General features: G+C 62.4%; 15 protein-coding genes. 10 read left to right on the forward strand and 5 right to left on the reverse strand.

Translation table 11 applies throughout. From position 1 onward, the window contains the following. Position 1 precedes the first annotated feature (1 nt). Complete coding sequence (locus N7568_RS02210; RefSeq protein WP_261608275.1) at positions 2–1,300, forward strand: ABC transporter permease; 1,299 nt, start codon at positions 2–4, stop codon at positions 1,298–1,300. A gap of 55 nt (positions 1,301–1,355) precedes the next feature. On the opposite strand, the gene N7568_RS02215 is transcribed toward N7568_RS02210, so the two are convergent. After that, positions 1,356–1,781, reverse strand: coding sequence for a ChaB family protein (locus N7568_RS02215; RefSeq protein WP_261608276.1), 426 nt, complete (start codon positions 1,779–1,781; stop codon positions 1,356–1,358). Positions 1,782–1,985: 204 nt separating this feature from the next. Here N7568_RS02215 and N7568_RS02220 point away from each other — a divergent pair, with 204 nt between their 5' ends. After that, entirely contained in the window at positions 1,986–2,189 is a 204-nt protein-coding gene (locus N7568_RS02220) for a cold-shock protein (protein WP_261608277.1), read from the forward strand. A gap of 47 nt (positions 2,190–2,236) precedes the next feature. On the opposite strand, the gene N7568_RS02225 is transcribed toward N7568_RS02220, so the two are convergent. Genes N7568_RS02225 through N7568_RS02235 form a run of 3 tightly spaced genes read right to left on the reverse strand, consistent with a single transcriptional unit; the run spans position 2,237 to position 7,016 of the window. Continuing rightward, positions 2,237–3,277 (reverse strand): NAD-dependent epimerase/dehydratase family protein, encoded by a 1,041-nt coding sequence (locus tag N7568_RS02225; protein ID WP_261608278.1) that lies wholly within the window; start codon positions 3,275–3,277, stop codon positions 2,237–2,239. Then, positions 3,274–5,970 (reverse strand): alpha/beta fold hydrolase, encoded by a 2,697-nt coding sequence (locus tag N7568_RS02230; protein ID WP_261608279.1) that lies wholly within the window; start codon positions 5,968–5,970, stop codon positions 3,274–3,276. The genes N7568_RS02225 and N7568_RS02230 overlap by 4 nt, the downstream gene beginning before the upstream one ends. Then, on the reverse strand, positions 5,964–7,016 hold the full coding sequence (locus tag N7568_RS02235; protein ID WP_261608280.1) for a 3-oxoacyl-ACP synthase III: 1,053 nt from the start codon (positions 7,014–7,016) through the stop codon (positions 5,964–5,966). The genes N7568_RS02230 and N7568_RS02235 overlap by 7 nt, the downstream gene beginning before the upstream one ends. 182 nt (positions 7,017–7,198) lie before the next feature. Between N7568_RS02235 and N7568_RS02240 the strand changes: the two genes are divergently transcribed. The 8 genes from N7568_RS02240 to N7568_RS02275 all read left to right on the forward strand — a co-directional run bounded on the left by N7568_RS02240 (position 7,199) and on the right by N7568_RS02275 (position 15,180). After that, positions 7,199–7,978 carry a type 1 glutamine amidotransferase domain-containing protein gene (locus N7568_RS02240; RefSeq protein WP_261608281.1) on the forward strand — a complete coding sequence of 260 codons (780 nt, stop codon included), beginning with the start codon at positions 7,199–7,201 and terminating at the stop codon, positions 7,976–7,978. A gap of 145 nt (positions 7,979–8,123) precedes the next feature. Continuing rightward, positions 8,124–8,705: a dihydrofolate reductase family protein gene (locus N7568_RS02245; RefSeq protein WP_261608282.1), complete on the forward strand. Its 582-nt coding sequence runs from the start codon at positions 8,124–8,126 to the stop codon at positions 8,703–8,705. A 229-nt stretch (positions 8,706–8,934) separates the two neighbouring features. After that, positions 8,935–9,618: a GAF and ANTAR domain-containing protein gene (locus N7568_RS02250; protein WP_261608283.1), complete on the forward strand. Its 684-nt coding sequence runs from the start codon at positions 8,935–8,937 to the stop codon at positions 9,616–9,618. Between the two features lie 9 nt (positions 9,619–9,627). Next, a complete protein-coding gene (locus N7568_RS02255) occupies positions 9,628–10,341 on the forward strand; it encodes a GAF and ANTAR domain-containing protein (RefSeq protein ID WP_261608284.1) in 714 nt (237 codons plus the stop codon). Positions 10,342–10,482: 141 nt separating this feature from the next. After that, positions 10,483–11,598 carry a fatty acid desaturase family protein gene (locus N7568_RS02260; protein ID WP_261608285.1) on the forward strand — a complete coding sequence of 372 codons (1,116 nt, stop codon included), beginning with the start codon at positions 10,483–10,485 and terminating at the stop codon, positions 11,596–11,598. A gap of 87 nt (positions 11,599–11,685) precedes the next feature. Then, positions 11,686–13,071: an APC family permease gene (locus N7568_RS02265; protein ID WP_261608286.1), complete on the forward strand. Its 1,386-nt coding sequence runs from the start codon at positions 11,686–11,688 to the stop codon at positions 13,069–13,071. A 37-nt stretch (positions 13,072–13,108) separates the two neighbouring features. Continuing rightward, positions 13,109–13,483 carry a bleomycin resistance protein gene (locus N7568_RS02270; protein ID WP_261608287.1) on the forward strand — a complete coding sequence of 125 codons (375 nt, stop codon included), beginning with the start codon at positions 13,109–13,111 and terminating at the stop codon, positions 13,481–13,483. A 191-nt stretch (positions 13,484–13,674) separates the two neighbouring features. Continuing rightward, positions 13,675–15,180 (forward strand): CoA-acylating methylmalonate-semialdehyde dehydrogenase, encoded by a 1,506-nt coding sequence (locus N7568_RS02275; protein ID WP_261608288.1) that lies wholly within the window; start codon positions 13,675–13,677, stop codon positions 15,178–15,180. A gap of 91 nt (positions 15,181–15,271) precedes the next feature. On the opposite strand, the gene N7568_RS02280 is transcribed toward N7568_RS02275, so the two are convergent. Beyond that, positions 15,272–16,801 carry a PucR family transcriptional regulator gene (locus N7568_RS02280; protein ID WP_261608289.1) on the reverse strand — a complete coding sequence of 510 codons (1,530 nt, stop codon included), beginning with the start codon at positions 16,799–16,801 and terminating at the stop codon, positions 15,272–15,274. Between the last annotated feature and the right edge of the window lie 92 nt (positions 16,802–16,893).

Below are 16,893 nucleotides of genomic sequence, written 5' to 3' on the forward strand. Positions count from 1 at the left end.
GATGAGCACAACCACCAAACCCTCACACTCAACTGCTCCCGCGCCGGCCAAGCGCTCCCCACTGAGCCGGCACAACCTTGGTACCGTCGTCGGTTTTGAATTCACCAGAACCGTCAAGAAGCCACGCTTCTGGATCGCCACCCTGGCCATCCCGGTAGTCATGGCCATCATCTTCGTGCTGATCTTTGCCAGCAACACGTCCACATCCGCTTCCGCCCAGGCCCAAAAGAACGCCACCCTCGATTTCACGTTCACGGACGCATCCGGGATCATTCCGGAGACGTTGGCGGCCTCCATGGGAGGGAAAAAAGCATCAGATCCCGATACCGCCTTGGCCGATGTGAAGGCCGGACGCAGTGACGCGTACTTCGCTTACCCGGCCAATCCAGCCACCGACACCATCCAGGTCTACGGGGCCGACAAAGGCGTGTTTGCCAACAACACTTACGAAGCGGTCGCAAAGCAACTTCTGTCCGTTGCCGCGCAAACCACCATCAATTCCCCGGAACTCACTGCTGCCGCCGCAGGTGAGGTGAAGGTCCAGACCGAGACATTCCGGGACGGGAAAGTATTCGGCGGGTTCGGCTCAGCTCTTCCACCGCTGATGTTCCTGCTGCTGTTCTACGTCGTCATCCTCCTGCTTTCCAACCAGATGCTGAACAGCACCCTGGAGGAGAAGGAGAACAGGGTCACTGAAATGATCCTCACAACGCTGAACCCCACGACGCTGATCGTCGGAAAAATCATCTCCCTCTTCATGATTGGCCTTGTGCAGATTTCGGTGTTCCTGGCTCCGGTCATCATCGGTTACATGTTCTTCCGTGATCGGCTGGCAATGCCCGACTTCGACCTGTCCAGCCTGACGTTCGAACCCGGCCCGCTGATCATCGGCGCCCTGTTGCTGCTGGGCGGGTTTACCCTGTTCACCGCCGTGCTGGTCGCCATCGGGGCGGTCATGCCCACCGCGAAGGAGGCCGGTGTCATCTTCGGTCCGCTCATGGCGCTGATCTTTGTCCCGTTCTACGCCATCAGCCTGATCCTTTCAGACCCCACTGCGCCCATCGTGCAGGTGTTCACCTACTTCCCCCTGTCGGCCCCGGTCACTGCCATGCTCCGCAACGGCTTCGGGACGCTGGGCACAGGTGAGGCGATCTTGATCATTGCCATGCTCTTTACCCTGGGGATCCTGATCCTGCGGCTGGCAGTCCACTTGTTCCGGTACGGCTCAATCCAGTACTCCAGCAAACTGTCCATCACCAAGACCCTTCGACGCCGCCCGGCCGAACTCACCGGTAAGTAGGAAGCTGCGGGGCCCTTTCACGACGTCGTGGTCGCCTGCGAATTTCGCGCCGGGATCAGCCTTCAAGCGCCTTCCGGGTTGCTGCGTCATTGGCCTTCTGCAGCGCTTTCACAAGTTCGCCTTTGTCCATCGTCGAACGGCCCTTGATATCAAGCTCCCGCGCGCGCTGATAGAGATGCTCCTTGGAAGCGTTGGCATCCACGCCCCCGGCCGTGGGCTTGCTGGAGTCAACGCCCTCTTTTGCGTGCGCATCCGAAGGTCCGGGCTCTTCCTTGGCTTCCCAATGGTCGCCCACCTTCTCGTAGCTGTGCTTCAGCGAGGCGAACGCGGTCCGGGCAGCCCGGCTCTCGTCGTTGTCGTAAGACTCCATCGCCGAATCATAGGTCTTGGCGAAAGTATTCTGCGCCTTCTGATCCGAGCGTTGCAGGGTCGATGGCAATTCGCCTTTGCGGGCATGGTTGTTCTTGCCTGTCTTGGGCATGGCACTCCCCCTCTTGTCCAGACATTGAGCTAAGCATGCTTAGGATTCCCCGACAAGGTATGACAAGGAATGAGGGGGATTTTCCTTTCTGTTGGGGCAAACCTGTTGCCCCATGCAGAACCGGCCAATAGGCTCAATAACGTGAGTGGCGGGGACGGCAATCCGACGAGCGGGACCGACCAGCGACCCGTGAAGGAAACAAGCATGGCAACAGGGACAGTCAAGTGGTTTAACGCCGAAAAGGGCTTTGGATTCATCGCACCGGATGATGGAGGCCCAGACGTGTTTGCCCACTATTCAGCAATTACATCGAGTGGCTATCGCTCGCTGGACGAGAACCAAAAGGTCCAGTTCGATATCACGCAGGGTCCCAAAGGTCCCCAGGCGGAGAACATCCAGCCCATCTAGCTGCGTCGGCAAGGGAGGCCGGTCAGACCTTGCGCCTGACCGGCCTCTTATTTGCGCTTTTGCGCCAGCATTGAATACGGCTTCTCCCAGCCCGGGGTTTCATCACCAGGCAGCGCCGATGTGGAACCGTAGTGCTCAGCCAGTCTCGCCAGGCCTGCATCAAGGGAAACTGCCGGTGTCCAGTTGAGAAGCTTCCGCGTCTCACGCTGATCGAACCAGTGCGCAGTAGAGAGTTGCTCAGCGAGGAACCTGGTCATCGGGGGCTCCTCGGTCCGGCCTGTCCAGGTCCAAAGCTTTTCCACGACGGAGCCCGCCGTCCTGGCAAGCCCACCCGGAACAGCCCACGACGGCGCCCTGACTCCCCCGGCATCGCATATCCCCGCAAGCAGTTCGCCAATTGGCCGGGGCTCACCGTTGCTCACCACCAGGGCCTTGCCACGGACGTGTTCCATGCGGTGCAGCGAAGCCACAATGGCCGAAGCGGCGTTGTCGACGTAGGTGGTGTCGATGAGGGCGGCTCCGGTGTCGAGCAGCGGCAGGCGGCCGCGGCGTGCGCGTGCCAGGACACGCTCCACCAATTGGGTGTCGCCTGGACCCCACACTATGTGAGGGCGCACCGCTGCAACCCGGAATTCCGGAGCGTCCGCTGCCAACGCCAGCAACTCCGCCTGGGCCTTGGTGCGGGAGTAGTTGCTGTGCGCATGCTGCGGATCGGCAGGCTCCGCCCCCAGCCCGGCGATTGCAAGGCCGGAGTTCGCCACCGACGGCGAGGAGACGAACACCATGTCCCGCACCCCAGCCGCACGCGCGCAATGGATCAGGCGGCGCGTCCCCTCAACATTCACCTCATGAAACTCAGCGGCGCTGCCCGCAAAAGATACCTTCGCGGCCAAGTGGATGACCCCTTCAGCCCCCTCGACCGCTCGCCTCAGCACGGCATCATCCGTGACAGACCCGCTGAAGTCCGCAGCGCCGTCGACTCCTGAAGGGCGGCGCTGAAACGTGGAAACGGCATGACCTTGGCAGACCAGAAGGCGGGCCACTTCGCTTCCCAGCAGGCCGCTGGCACCCGTGACAAGGACTCTCATGGCGCCCCCGGCCGACCGCCGGCCAGCACGCGTGAAGCCCAGCGGGACAGGCGGGACCTGTCGATCTTGGCGTTATGCCGGATGTCGGTGGGCTGTGCAGGGACCACGAGCACTGCGGAAACGTTGACCCCAGCCTCGGATGCCGCCTCGCGGACACGCCCGGCGAGCTGCGGCGAAGCAGGCCCGGGTTTCCGCGACGGAGGAACCGTCTCGACGACGGCGACGACGGCCTGCGTGCCTGACGGCCCCACCCCGGCGATGGCAGCCAGCCGGACGTCGTCAAGCCGCTCGATGGCCTGCTCAGCACCCACGGGAGTCACCACGGCATCTGGTGCTGTCACGACATGTGCGAGACGTCCTTCCACCCAGAGCCGGCCAACGGCGTCGAAGTGCCCCACATCGCCCGTGCGATGCCATCCCGGGAAAGTGGCGCTCTCCTGCTGGGTCAGCCAGAGCCTGTCGTAGGCTTCCTTGACGTGCGCCGCCCTGACGAGAATCTCGCCGGTCACGGCCGCCTCGGTCACGAGACCGGACCCGGGTGCGGTGCCATCCGCGGCCAAGGGCACCACGGCCAGGCGGGCCCCGTGGACAGGCTTACCCACGCAGACGCCGTTGCCAGCACCCGCGACAGTTCCGGCAACGGCTTCGGCCTCTGCGTCCCGGATCTCTCCCAAACTGATATCGGTGACTGGCAGGGCCTCGGTCATCCCGTAGGGGGTGTGCAGGGAGGCGCGGGGCAACAGGGTTTGGACCTCGGCAAGGAGAGGCCCAGGAACCGGTGCGCCCGCAGACAGGAGCAGCCCTACGCCGTCCAAGGCTTTATGCCCCGCCACACTCAGGGTGTCCTTGGTGGCGACGACGTTGTGCAGTGCCGCTGGTGAAGCGAAGACCACGGTTGCGTTGATGGCCGCTGCGGCGTCCGCCAGCGCGCGTGCAGTCAGGGTCCGGGGCGCAGTAACGTCCATGGCCGGCGTCACCGAAACGGCCCCAAGAGCCGGCCCCAGCAAGGCGAATGGGGCGAAGCCCGCCACGAGCCGCGAACCGGAACGGATCCCGAACGTTTCGGCCACTGTGTCCCGCATGGCGGCCAGCTGACGGTGCGTATAGAGGACACCCTTGGCGGGACCGGTGGACCCCGATGTGAACAGCACCGCGGCCGGTGCAGTTGGATCCACAGGGTGCGTCGGCAACGCTGCCCCTCGGCTGGCACCCTGCCTGGCCAAGGCGGCAAGGGACGTTTCCACGCCCAACATTCGACGGCGGGCTGCCGGCAGGTCCTGCACGCTGATGCGCCGTCCAGGCCATCCGAGCACCGAAGCGGCCGCCAGGGCCTTGTCGATTCCGATGAGGAAATCTGCGGTAGCCCCCTTGACCGCACGGCTGAGGCCTTTGGTTCCCAGCCCGGCGTCCGCCACAACCACCACCGCGCCCAGCTTCAGGCAGGCGTAGAGGGCCACGGTCAGGTCCACGCCCGGCGGAACCATCAGACTGACACGGCTCCCGGCTTTGACCCCGGCCTCCCACAAGCCCGCGGTGAGGTCCAGAATTCTGTTGTCCAGCTGCTGCCAACTGAGCGAGCGGCTGACGCTGCCGTCCGGCGCCATTTCCGCGACTGCGGTATCACCCTGCGCCGGCCCTGTCGCCTGCTCACTGAGCGGGGCCCACAGGGGCCGGAACTCCCCCGGTTTGCCGTCGGCCGCAACGTTCAGTCCTTGGCCAACGGTCGCTGGAACGCTTTTGTCCGTGGACCCGCCGTTGGAGACACCGCCGTTCGCGGACAGCCATTGGAAAACAGGGGCGTCGATGTTTCGGTCCTCCGCCACGAGGTGTCCGGCACCTTCGAAGCGATGCACGTCGGCGTGTGGAAGACGGCTGACCAGGTCCTTCAGATAACGGTCGGAAAAGATGGGGTCCCGGGGACCCCAGAGCATCAGGGCCGGGACTTTCAGCGACCGCAAACCTTCAGCGACGTTGTTGAGCGCCGGGTAGCTGGGATGGGAGGCGTCTGCTGGAATATCCGCCACAAAGTTGCCCACCCCGGACCGGCGGGCGGCTCCACGGTAGGGGGCCATATAGGTTTTTCGGACGTCTGTGGGCAACGGCGGCTGCGCCAACGAGTGTGTCACGCGCAGAAAGGCATCCGAGGTGGTTGTGCCCCACCGATGCACGGCGGGGTGCAATGCAAGCCGAAGGGCTGGCGGGAGCGCCGAATCGGAAGCGTGGTGGACCGCTGTGTTCGTCAACACCACCCCGGTGACCTGCTGTGGGTGCGCAAGGGCCCACCCCAGACTGATGACCCCGCCCCAGTCATGGCCCACCGTAACCACCGGACCGTCCAGGCCCAGCGTGTCGGTGAGGTCGCCGAGGTCATTGATCCGATCTGCCAGCCGCCGGAAGGTGCCGCTCCGCTCGGAGTAGCCCATATCCAATTGGTCCACCGCAATAACGCGCCATGGGTGTGCGGGATTGGATCCGGCAGCCACCAGCGTCCGCCACAGATAGGACCAGGTGGGGTTGCCGTGCACGCACAGCAGGGTACCTGCTGGAGTCAGGCCAAGGCGGGCGAGCTGGGCGCCGTTGTCCAACAGGTGCCAACTGCGCACCGTTCCCGGCACGTCGACAGCTGAGGTGGACGCTACGCTGATTATCCGGGACCACTCAGGATCGATCCCCGGCCACGTGGTGGCTACCAAACTATTTCAACCATCCCTGCGTTCAGCCCGGAACCTACGCCCATGCACAAGACCCTGTCACCGGAGGTCAGCGATTGCGCCTGGGCTGCAAGCGTCATGGGGAGCGAGGCCGGTCCCACGTTGCCCCAGTGCGGGAAGGTGATGGGAACCTTGTCCGGGTCCAGATCAATGGCATTAATGATCGCCTGCGTATAGGCATTGCTGACCTGGTGCGTGACATACCGGTCCATCGCGGCCCAGTCCCATTCCGGCTTGGCTTCGTGCCAGGCATCGACCACGAGCTGCAGCCCGCCGTCGAGCAAGCCTTTCGTATCGGTGGTCATGCCGTCGATACCTCCCACGCACAGTTCGTGGTGTTCGGTGCCGGCCCGCATCACGCCGCCGACAAGAAGATGTGCCCCCGGGTGCTCGTCGGCGGGTCCCAGGACGGCTGCGGCTGCCCCGGAGCCAAGCGTGAGAGTGGCGAACTCCCGGTTGAAGTCTTCACGGGTGGTTTCAGGACGCTGCAGGCGCGCGAGCGTGGCCTCCTGGGTGACCTGGGCGTCTTCGCCGTTGACGATGACTGCGTATTTGATCTGGCCGGAGTCGATCATGTTGGCTGCCAGGATCAAGCCGTTCACGAACCCAAGACAAGCGTTGGCCACATCGAAGTTCATGGCAGAGGACGGCAGCCCGAGTTCATGGTGGATCTTGACCGCCACGGATGGTTCAAGGTTGCGCCTCGTAACCGAAGTATTAATCAGCAGGCCGACCTCGGACGCTTCGACGCCGGCCTCAGCCAAGGCCTTGGCCCCGGCCTCTACCGCAGCGTCATCGAATGATGTCCCGGCGGCCCACCAGCGGCGGTGCGTGATGCCCGCAACACGCTCAAGCAGTCGCGGCGGGAACTTTAACCGCTGCAGGGTCGAAGCCAACTTGCGGTCGAAATCCGTGGAACTCACGATTCTCGGAGCCTCGACACTGCTCACGGAGAGCAACGCGGTGTTGCTGTGCCGGAAGGTTGCATTCCCTGCCAAGTGGAGCCCCTGTTCGTCTACATCCTGCATTTATGCGGTGACTGTACCCATAAGTGCAAGCCATGAATCTTAACTATGCCGGTGACAACCCCGATTCTGCATATTTCCTGCCAGTGATTGGTGGCACAAAGGGCAAATGTTCCGCGGTCCCACCGGCCAAGGACCGGAATTCGTCGGGGCGTAGTGTGGAAGTTGGACGAAAGGAGCACTTCATGAAGAAAATCCTCATGGTATTGACCAGCGTTTCCGAGATCGGCGATACGGGAGAGAAGACCGGCTACAACGTCGCCGAGGCTGCACACCCTTGGAAGGTCTTTAAGGATTCCGGTCACTTCGTCGATTTTGCGTCCATCCAGGGCGGCCAACCCCCGCGCGACGAGGTGGACCCGGATGATCCCATCCAGGTTGCCTTCACGGAGGACGAGACCACCCGTGCCGGTCTCTACAACACGGCCCGCGTGGAGGTTGTTGATCCCGGCCAGTATGACGCCCTCTACCTTGTTGGAGGCCACGGCACAATGTGGGACTTCCCGGACAGCGAAGGCTTGCAGAAACTCGTAGCCAGCGTTTACGACGCCGGCGGCCTGGTGGGCGCGGTATGCCACGGTCCGGCTGGCCTGCTGAACGTGGAATTGGCGAACGGGTTCCGACTGGTCCAAGGTCGGGACGTAGCCGCCTTCACCAACGACGAGGAAGTGGCCGCGGGCAAGGAAAAGGTCATCCCGTTCTTCCTGGCGGACCGGCTGGTGGAACAGGGTGCGAACCACGTCTCCGCAGGTGTCTTTGAGGAGAAGGTGGTAGTCGACGAACGGCTCGTAACCGGCCAGAACCCGGCCTCTGCAGCTGGAGTCGCCAAGGAAATGGAGAAACTCTTCGCGGAGGTCATCCACCAGGAGAAGGCCGAAGAGCAGCACGACGCGGATGCTCTGCGCGCAGAAAAGGACGCCGAGAAAATCTCGAAGAAAAAGGCAGCGGCGGACGGCGGACATTAACCAACGAAGCAGCCGGGCCTTCCTCCATCAGGAGGGGGGCTCGACTGGCCGGGGATCACCTGGGTTCCCTTCACAACGGAACGTAGCTGGTCGCGCCTGATACCTCACTGAATCCGCGTAGCGTGTCGAGAAGAAGGAGAAGGCATTGTCCAAGATCACTGTTTTCGAGAGCGTCACGGTCGATGGCGTTATGCAGGGGCCCGGCCGCAGCGATGAAGACACCCGAGGCGGATTCACCCACGGCGGGTGGGCGGAGGGGTACCAGGACGAGGTGTCAATGAAGTACGCGGGCGAGGGCATGAGCGCCCAGCAGGGCCTGCTGTTTGGCCACCGCACCTATGACGACGTGCTCGGGCACTGGACCTCCATCGGCCCCAACCCGTTTGTCGACGTGCTGCTGGGCTCCGACAAGTTTGTGGTCTCACACACCTCGGACACGGTTCTCGCCTATGCGAACAGCGAACTGCTCGCCGGCGATGCCGTATCTACCGTGGCCGGGCTCAAGGACCGCTATTCCCGCGACCTCATGATCATGGGCAGCGGCCAACTGGTCCGCAGACTACACACCGCAGGCCTGATCGACCGGTACACGCTACTCATTCACCCCGTCGTGCTTGGGTCGGGCACCCGGCTCTTTACTGATGGAGACCGCGTCAACCTGAAGTTGGAACGCAGCATCCCGACCACCACGGGCGTCACCATTGCCGAATACATCGTCGCCCCCTGATCCGCGCCCCACGGAGTCCCGCACTGCGGGCTGAACAGACTTTCATGGTGACGCATCCGCAGCGCGGCAGGGTCACTACATCCCGGAAAAGCCGGACAACCTGCGGAACGGTGGACGCAGGTGTGCGTGTTTATGGTTGAGGAAACAGCCAGTGTCTGGTTGTCATACGAAAAACAGGAATGGTGGTTGTTGGTGCAGCCGAGCCATCACCCGAGAGCTCTGATGAAGCATGCTTGACCAGCCGTCCGCGGGATACGGGTCCCACAGCGGTTTATGTGCCGCGTTCCTCCAGGAATTACCGATCGATGGCGCAGCTGTTTCCATCTTCGGCGGTTCCGCAGCCGAAACATTGATGTGCGTCTCCGACCCCACCGCCGCCCGGCTGGACGAGCTCCAGTACGATCTCGGGGACGGACCCCGGTGGGATGTTTTCCGCACCCAGTTGCCGGTTATGATCCCCGACCTCAGCGCCGCAGGAGCCCGGTCGTGGCCGGCGTTCGCCGAGGCAGCCACCAGCACCGTAGCAGCAGCCTTTTTCGTTTTCCCACTGCTCGCCGGCGGGCTGGTCATCGGAGTGGCGGAGCTGTACTGCACCTCGCCCCACCAATTCAATCGAGCCGAAGTCAGCCGGGCCACCCACATTGCCAGCCGGACGGCGTGGACTTTGCTGCGTGGATTGATGCCGGACGGCGGGCCCGAATCGGCCCCGATACCGCTGGCCCGGCGCGAAATCCACCAAGCTACCGGCATGGTGCTGGCTCAGACCGGGAGCACAGCAGCGGAAGCTCTGCTGTTGCTGCGTGGCCATGCTTTCGCCAGCGGACGGTCTCTGCAGGACACGGCCGTGGACGTTGTCAGCCGTCGGCTGGATTTCACTCCGGCAGCGGGCATCCACAATACCGGTCCACAGTAAAATGCTGACATGGCAATCAAAAGCAGAGCCGAACGACTCAGCGATACGTTCGTGAAGCTTGCCGACACCCTCGTTGCCGACTATGACGTTTTGGACTTACTGCACACCCTCGTGGAGGACGCAGTTGACTTGCTCGACGCCGCCCAGGCCGGGCTGTTGCTCTCCGACGCCGACGGGAATCTACAACTACTCGCCTCCACCAGCGAGCAAAGCCAACTGGTGGAGCTGCTGCAACTGGAAGCCGGAGCGGGTCCGTGCGTAGAGTGCTACCGCACCGGAACGGTCATCACCGTAGATGACATCAGCGCCCTTGGTGGCCGCTGGCCGGCATTCCAGCAGGTTGCCTTGGACATGGGATTCAGGTCAGTGCACGCCGTGCCGATGCGCGTCCATACCAGGGTCATCGGCGCAATGGGACTGTTCGGCGCCGAAACCGGCGCCCTAACGCCGGAAGACGCCTCCATTGCCCAGGCCATGGCCGATGTGGCAACCATCAGCCTTCTGCAGGAACGCACCATCCGGGAAGCAGGCGTCCTCAACGACCAACTGCAACGTGCGTTGAGCACCCGGGTGCTCATTGAGCAGGCCAAAGGCGTCATCGCACAGACAAAGAACCTCGATATGGACAGTGCTTTCAACGTGCTGCGCGCACATGCCCGTTCCTCCCGGCAGAATCTCCACGACGTCGCCGACAGCATCGTCAAGCGCACTTTGATGATCTAGCACTTTTCTCGTTACCTCCCGCCGAGGCTTGTCCGGCAAGGTCGGTTACCTATGGACTCGCAGTGCCCTTCGTGCCTACGCTGGTGTTGTTGCCCCAGACCTCGGCAGCGCATTTTTCAGCGCACACGAGGAGGCAATATCTTGTCGCTAGCCAACCAGCCCCTACCGGTCGTGCCCGCTTCTACGCCACGTCCCCAACGGGCAACGTCCGGAATTCGGATCAACAAAGTCACCAGCAGCTACGCGGGTCTCTTGATGTCGGTCAAGGAAGCCGGACTGCTCGAGCGATGCCGACGCTATTACGTCCTGCTCCTGGTGCTCCTGGTTATCGCGGGCGCCGGCGTCTGGGTGGCATTCTTTCTTGTTGGCGACTCCTGGCTCCAGCTCGCGGTCGCGGCAGTGCTCGGTGTTGTCTTCACGCAATTCGCTTTGGTCGGCCACGAAGCTGCTCATCTTCAGGTGTTCACGTCCCGTTCGGCCAACGAGTGGGCGGCACGCCTGATCGCCACCCTGATGGTGGGCATGAGTTACGCCTACTGGACCGACAAACACTCAAGGCATCACGCCCGGCCGAACGTGGTCAACAGGGATCCGGATATCGCTCCCGGCGCCATCGTCTTTCACAACGTAGTCCCGTCCAACCGTGGGCGGCTCTCCCGGGCGTATGGCAAACGCCAGGGCTATCTCCTCTTCCCGTTCCTTTTGTTCCTCGGTTGGACGTTGCACATCGACTCGCTGAAGTACTTGCTGCAACGCGGGCCGGTAAAGTTCCGATGGCTTGAGCTCGGCCTGCTTGGCGCGCGCTTCGGGGCCTACATCGGGTTGCTCTTCTTCGTGCTGTCCCCCGGCGTCGCCACGGCCTTCATTGGGGTTCAAGTCGCCGTTTTCGGGTTGTATATGGGCGGAACCTTTGCGCCAAACCACAAAGGGATGCCTATACTTCCCGAGAACAGTCGTGCCGATTTCCTCACCCGTCAGGTGCTCACGTCGCGCAATATCACCGGCGGAAAATTGGTGACGTTCTTCATGGGTGGGCTCAATTACCAGATCGAACACCATTTGTTTCCAGACATGCCCCGCCGACATCTTCGCCAAGCCAGCCAGCTGGTCAAAGCACACTGCATTCTCACGGGTATCCCCTACACCGAGACGGGCCTGATGCGCTCGTACTCAATCGTGATCCGCTACCTCAATACCGTGGGTCTCGCCGCGGCTGACCCGTTCACCTGCCCTCTCGCAGGGCAACACCGGCCGTAGAGGGGGCATTCTCATTTCGGGACCCGTATCATCAGGGCGACCACCGTTGGTTAGTAAGGGTACTTAGTTCCTGTACGCTTTGGTTCCATGAGCAACCCTGTAGAACCCCGGAATTCACGACTCAAGCAGTCGATTACCGGGCCACTCCTCTTTCTCTTCATCCTCGGGGATGTATTAGGTGCCGGAATCTACGCCCTGGTGGGCAAAGTTGCCGGAGAAGTTGGAGGGGCCATCTGGATTCCCTTGGCCTTGGCGCTGTCCCTCGCCATGCTGACAGCTGGATCCTACGCTGAGCTGGTAACAAAGTACCCGAAGGCTGGCGGGGCGGCCGTCTTCGCTGAGCGGGCTTTCAAAATGCCGTCGATTTCGTTCCTCGTTGGTTTCTGCATGTTGGCCGCCGGCGTTACCAGCGCCGCAGGCTTGAGCCTGGCCTTCGCCGGCGACTACCTCAAGCCTTTCCTGGATGTACCCGCCACGCCTGCCGCTTTAGTCTTCCTGCTGTTGATCGCCCTCCTTAACGCCCGGGGGGTTAAGGAATCCGTCAGGGCCAATGTCGTCATGACTGCTGTTGAAGTATCAGGTCTTGTTTTGGTCATTGTTCTGGTCGGCATGATGTTCGCGCGCGGAGATGGCGATGCGTCCCGGGTCCTTGAGTTCAACCCGGCGGTTTCCCCCGGCGCAGGCATTCTCGCCGCCTCCTTGCTGGCGTACTACTCGTTCGTCGGGTTCGAAACCTCCGCCAACGTGGCCGAGGAGGTCCGGGACGTCCAACGTGTCTATCCCAAGGCGCTTTTTGGAGCCCTGCTGACTGCTGGTGCCATCTACGTTCTGATCGGTCTGGCTTCATCGATCGCCCTTTCCCCGAGAGACCTCAGTGATTCTTCAGGGCCTTTGCTGCAGGTGGTCCAAGCCACTGGTTTCGGGGTTCCGGATTGGCTCTTTGGCCTCATTGCACTCATAGCCGTAGCCAACGGTGCGCTGCTGACAATGATTATGGCAAGTCGGCTGGCCTTCGGTATGGCCGAACAATCCTTGCTGCCACCTGCATTGGGCCGGGTGCTCCCCCAAAGACGCACTCCATGGGTCGCCATTGTGGTAACCACGGCGGCCGCCATGGTGCTGACCGCCACTGGCGATCTTGGTTCGCTCGCCGAAACGGTAGTCCTGCTTCTGCTGTTCGTCTTCATCAGCACCAATATCGCCGTCTTGGTACTGCGCAAGGACAAGGTGAAGCACAAGCACTTCCGAGTGCCCGTCATCATCCCGTGCCTGGCCTTGCTTTCCTGTGTTGTGTTGTTGTTCCAGCAGGGTGCCGACATCTGGCTGCGTGCGGCAATCCTTCTTGCGATCGGCCTGCTGCTGTTCTTCGTTTCACATTGGATCCGCACTGGGAAACTATCGGGAACCCGGTCACATCACCGGCCGACAGCTCAAGACAAGGAACCGGTGGAACTCCAAGCCCCGCGCCCCTGACCCCACCCGGAGAAAAGCCGTGTGCCACCATGGGTCCATGGCTTCGACCCCGGCGCACGACCTTGCCGTCCCGAATCTCCCCTCCCAGGATTTCGACGTGACCGAAGCCTTCTATGGTGGTTTCGGTTTCGAGCGCATGTTTCGGGATCAAGGGTGGATGATCCTCACCCGGGCCGGACTGCAACTGGAGTTCTTTCCCGCCCCGGGCCTTGATCCGTTTTCGAGCAGCTTCATGTGCTGCCTGCGTGTCGCCGACGTCGACGAACTTTACGAGGCCATCCTCCGGTCCGGAGTGCCGGTCAGCACGGCCGGCATGCCGCGCCTCCACCCCGTCCGGATGCAGACGTGGGGACTCCGGGCCGGATACCTCGTAGACCCGGACGGAACGCAGCTCACTCTTATCGAGCGGTGAACCACCGGAAGCTGGGGGTCCGCTCTACGGCAAACGTCGGCTGAGCGCTTTCCCTTCGTATCCAAGGCGATATACATATGTCTATCCGACTATGAACGGATCGCTACTTGTACTGCTACGCTGCCGCGGATCCCTGCCTACGGTGAACCAGATGCTTCACACATCGATCCGCCGTCAGAAAAGAGAACCACGTGTCTGAAATCAACGAGCTTCAGGTAGTCCCGCACTGGATCGGAGGCGCCGAGTCGCCGTCGGCCGGCGACCGCACGGCCCCCGTGTTCGATCCCGCACTCGGCAAAGAAGCCAGGCTGGTCAACCTGGGCAACGCCGAGGACATTGAATCGGCCATCTCCTCCGCCCACAAGGCGTTCCCGGCCTGGCGCGATATGTCCATCACCAAGCGCCAGCAGATCATCTTCCGCTTCCGCGAGCTGCTGAACGAGCGCAAGGGTGAACTCGCGGAGATCATCACTTCCGAGCACGGGAAGGTTGTCTCCGATGCCCTCGGTGAAATCACCCGTGGCCAGGAGGTCGTGGAACTGGCCACCGGCTTCCCGCACCTCATCAAGGGTGAGCATTCAGAGAATGTCTCCACCGGCGTCGATGTCTATTCCACCAAAGCGCCGCTGGGCGTCGTCGGCATCATCAGCCCCTTTAACTTCCCGGCCATGGTGCCGCTGTGGTTCCTGCCAATCGCCATCGCCGCCGGCAACACGGTAGTCCTCAAGCCCAGTGAAAAGGACCCGACGGCGGCCAACTGGCTCGCTGCCCTGTTCACCGAGGCGGGACTCCCTGATGGTGTTTTCAACGTACTGCACGGCGACAAGGAAGCCGTCGACGGACTTCTGCAGCACCCGGATGTAAAGGCGATTTCCTTCGTCGGTTCCACGCCAATTGCCCAGTACATCTACGAGACCGCTGCCCGTAACGGCAAGCGCGTCCAGGCCCTCGGCGGAGCAAAGAACCACATGCTGGTCCTTCCGGACGCCGACCTCGAACTAACCGCCGACGCCGCCATCAACGCCGGTTTCGGTTCCGCCGGCGAACGCTGCATGGCCATCAGCGTCGTCGTCGCCGTCGAGCCCGTCGCCGACGCACTGATCGAGAAGATCACCGCCCGAATGACCACCCTGAAGGTCGGCGACGGCCGCCGCGACTGCGACATGGGCCCACTGGTCACCCGCCAGCACCGCGACAAAGTGGCCTCGTACATCGACGTCGCCATCGAGGACGGCGCGAATGTCGTTGTCGACGGCCGCGGCATCGAAGTGGACGGCGACGAAAATGGCTTCTGGCTGGGCCCGACGCTGATCGACGACGTCCCGGTCACCTCACGTGTGTACACCGAGGAAATCTTCGGCCCTGTGCTGGCAGTGGTCCGCGTAAAGAGTTACGAAGAGGGCCTGCACCTGATCAACTCCGGCGCCTTCGGCAACGGAACCGCGATCTTCACGAACGACGGCGGTGCAGCCCGCCGCTTCCAGACCGAGGTTGAAGTGGGGATGGTGGGCATCAATGTGCCGATCCCCGTGCCGGTGGCCTACTACTCCTTCGGCGGGTTCAAGGACTCCATCTTCGGCAGTTCAAAGGCCTACGGTCTGCAGGGCTTCCAGTTCTTCACTCGTGAGAAGGCCATCACGTCACGCTGGCTCGACCCCAGCCACGGCGGCATCAACCTGGGCTTCCCGCAAAACTAACGAAAGGTGAGAGAGCGTCCGTATTTTGTGGCCGGGAGGTGAGAGAGCGTCTGACCTGCCAGATGCTCTCTCACCTTTCGCCCGTTTCGGGCTAACGCTCTTCCAGGAACCCGACGGCGGCAAACAGTTCCAGCCTGTCGCGCAGGCTGTCGAGGTTAAGTCCCAGGACGATCCCGGCAGCATCGATCCGGTTCCGGAGCGTGTGCCGGTGAATTCCCAACTCCCTCGCCGTGCGGTCCCACACGCAGTTATTTGCCAGCCACGCCGTCACCGTTGCACGCAACTGCGTCTGCTCCGATTCGTCGTGTTTGGAGAGGGGTTCGATGAGCCGCAGTGCCACGGACTCTGCCTCGTCCCGTTGCAGCAAACCGAGCATGCCGCCTTGGGATATCTCGCCAAACTCCACGAGTGGACGGGAGAGCTCCACGGCTCTCTGCAGGGACCGTTCTCCTTCCCTCAGGGCTTGGGCCAGGTTGGCGAAGGTCGCCTCTCCGGACACCCCGGCGGCAGCCCCGTACCTTTCCAGGAGGACAGCGACTTTGCCCTGGAGGTTTGATCCCGCCAGGACAACAACGTTCTCTTTCCGCTGGGCATAGAAGACGGCCCCCCGGTGATCATCCGACAGGAGTTCGAGAGCTTCGAGCAGGTTCTGCCCTTGCCCCGGCTGAAGTGCCACCGTCACCACCAAGGGCTCTGCAGGAAGCCTCCCCCAGACTTGACGGGCGGTCCGCTCGGCCACATCCGTGCTTCCTGCCAGCAACTGTTCGAAAACCCCCGCCCGGAGGTGGCGCCGTGCCGTATCCAGCGTGCGCGTTTGCTCCAGCGCCAGGCTGGCCAACGCGATCACGCTGTTGATGATGTCCGTGCGGGCCGGATCCAGGGGTTCAATCGCGCCGAGTACCAATACGCCGCGCAGGTAATGCCTGCGCCCCAACGTCTGCAAGGTGACTTGTTCGCCGTCGACCGTCAGCTGCGATACCGACCGCGATCCTTGATCCAACGCCTTGGTGACAGCGTCTTTCACTCCCGGCATCAACGCCGAGGGCACAGGACGGTTATTGGGCATCAGGATGTGGTTCCCGGCAGCGTCGAACAATGCCACCCAGCCATGAAGTTGGCGTTCAAGTTCAGCCAGAATCGATCGGAGCCCATCCGGCCTTAGGGCAGCCCTCGCGATGGCGCGCTGTGCCTGGAGGGACCATTCGGCCCGTGCGTGCTGTTCACGGGCCAGCCAGTCGGCGACGAACCGGATGATGGCGATGAATGGAGTCCTGTCCGGCACTTCCAGCAGGGGCAGCCCCTGCCGGCGGCATGCGTCCTCCAAACCTTGGGGCAGGACCCCATGGATTACCTGGGTGGCGAAGCCCAGCCCGCTGATCCCATGGTTGACCAGCCGTTCCACGTACTCGTTGTACAGCGGCCCTGATGCCTCGTCGACCGGAAACTGGGTCCCGTCCGTCAGCAGCAATTGCCCGGCGTCAAGGAAGGGCGTGGGGTCGTCGAGGTCGGAACTATGCACCCAGGAGATGGATGAGTCCAGGCCTGGTCCCGAGGCATCAGGCGACACCAGCCGCAAGTTCAACGAGCTGTTGTGAAGGATGGTGTTGATGGTTGGCGGCACGCTCAAACCCTCTCTGGAAAAACGTAGTTCCACGCCATGCTAACTATACAAATGTCGAGAGCGTTCTTTTCGCCCTGAAGCTCATTATGAAG

Origin of the sequence: Paenarthrobacter aurescens (assembly GCF_025421775.1) — a bacterium.
Taxonomy (GTDB): domain Bacteria; phylum Actinomycetota; class Actinomycetes; order Actinomycetales; family Micrococcaceae; genus Arthrobacter; species Arthrobacter aurescens_B.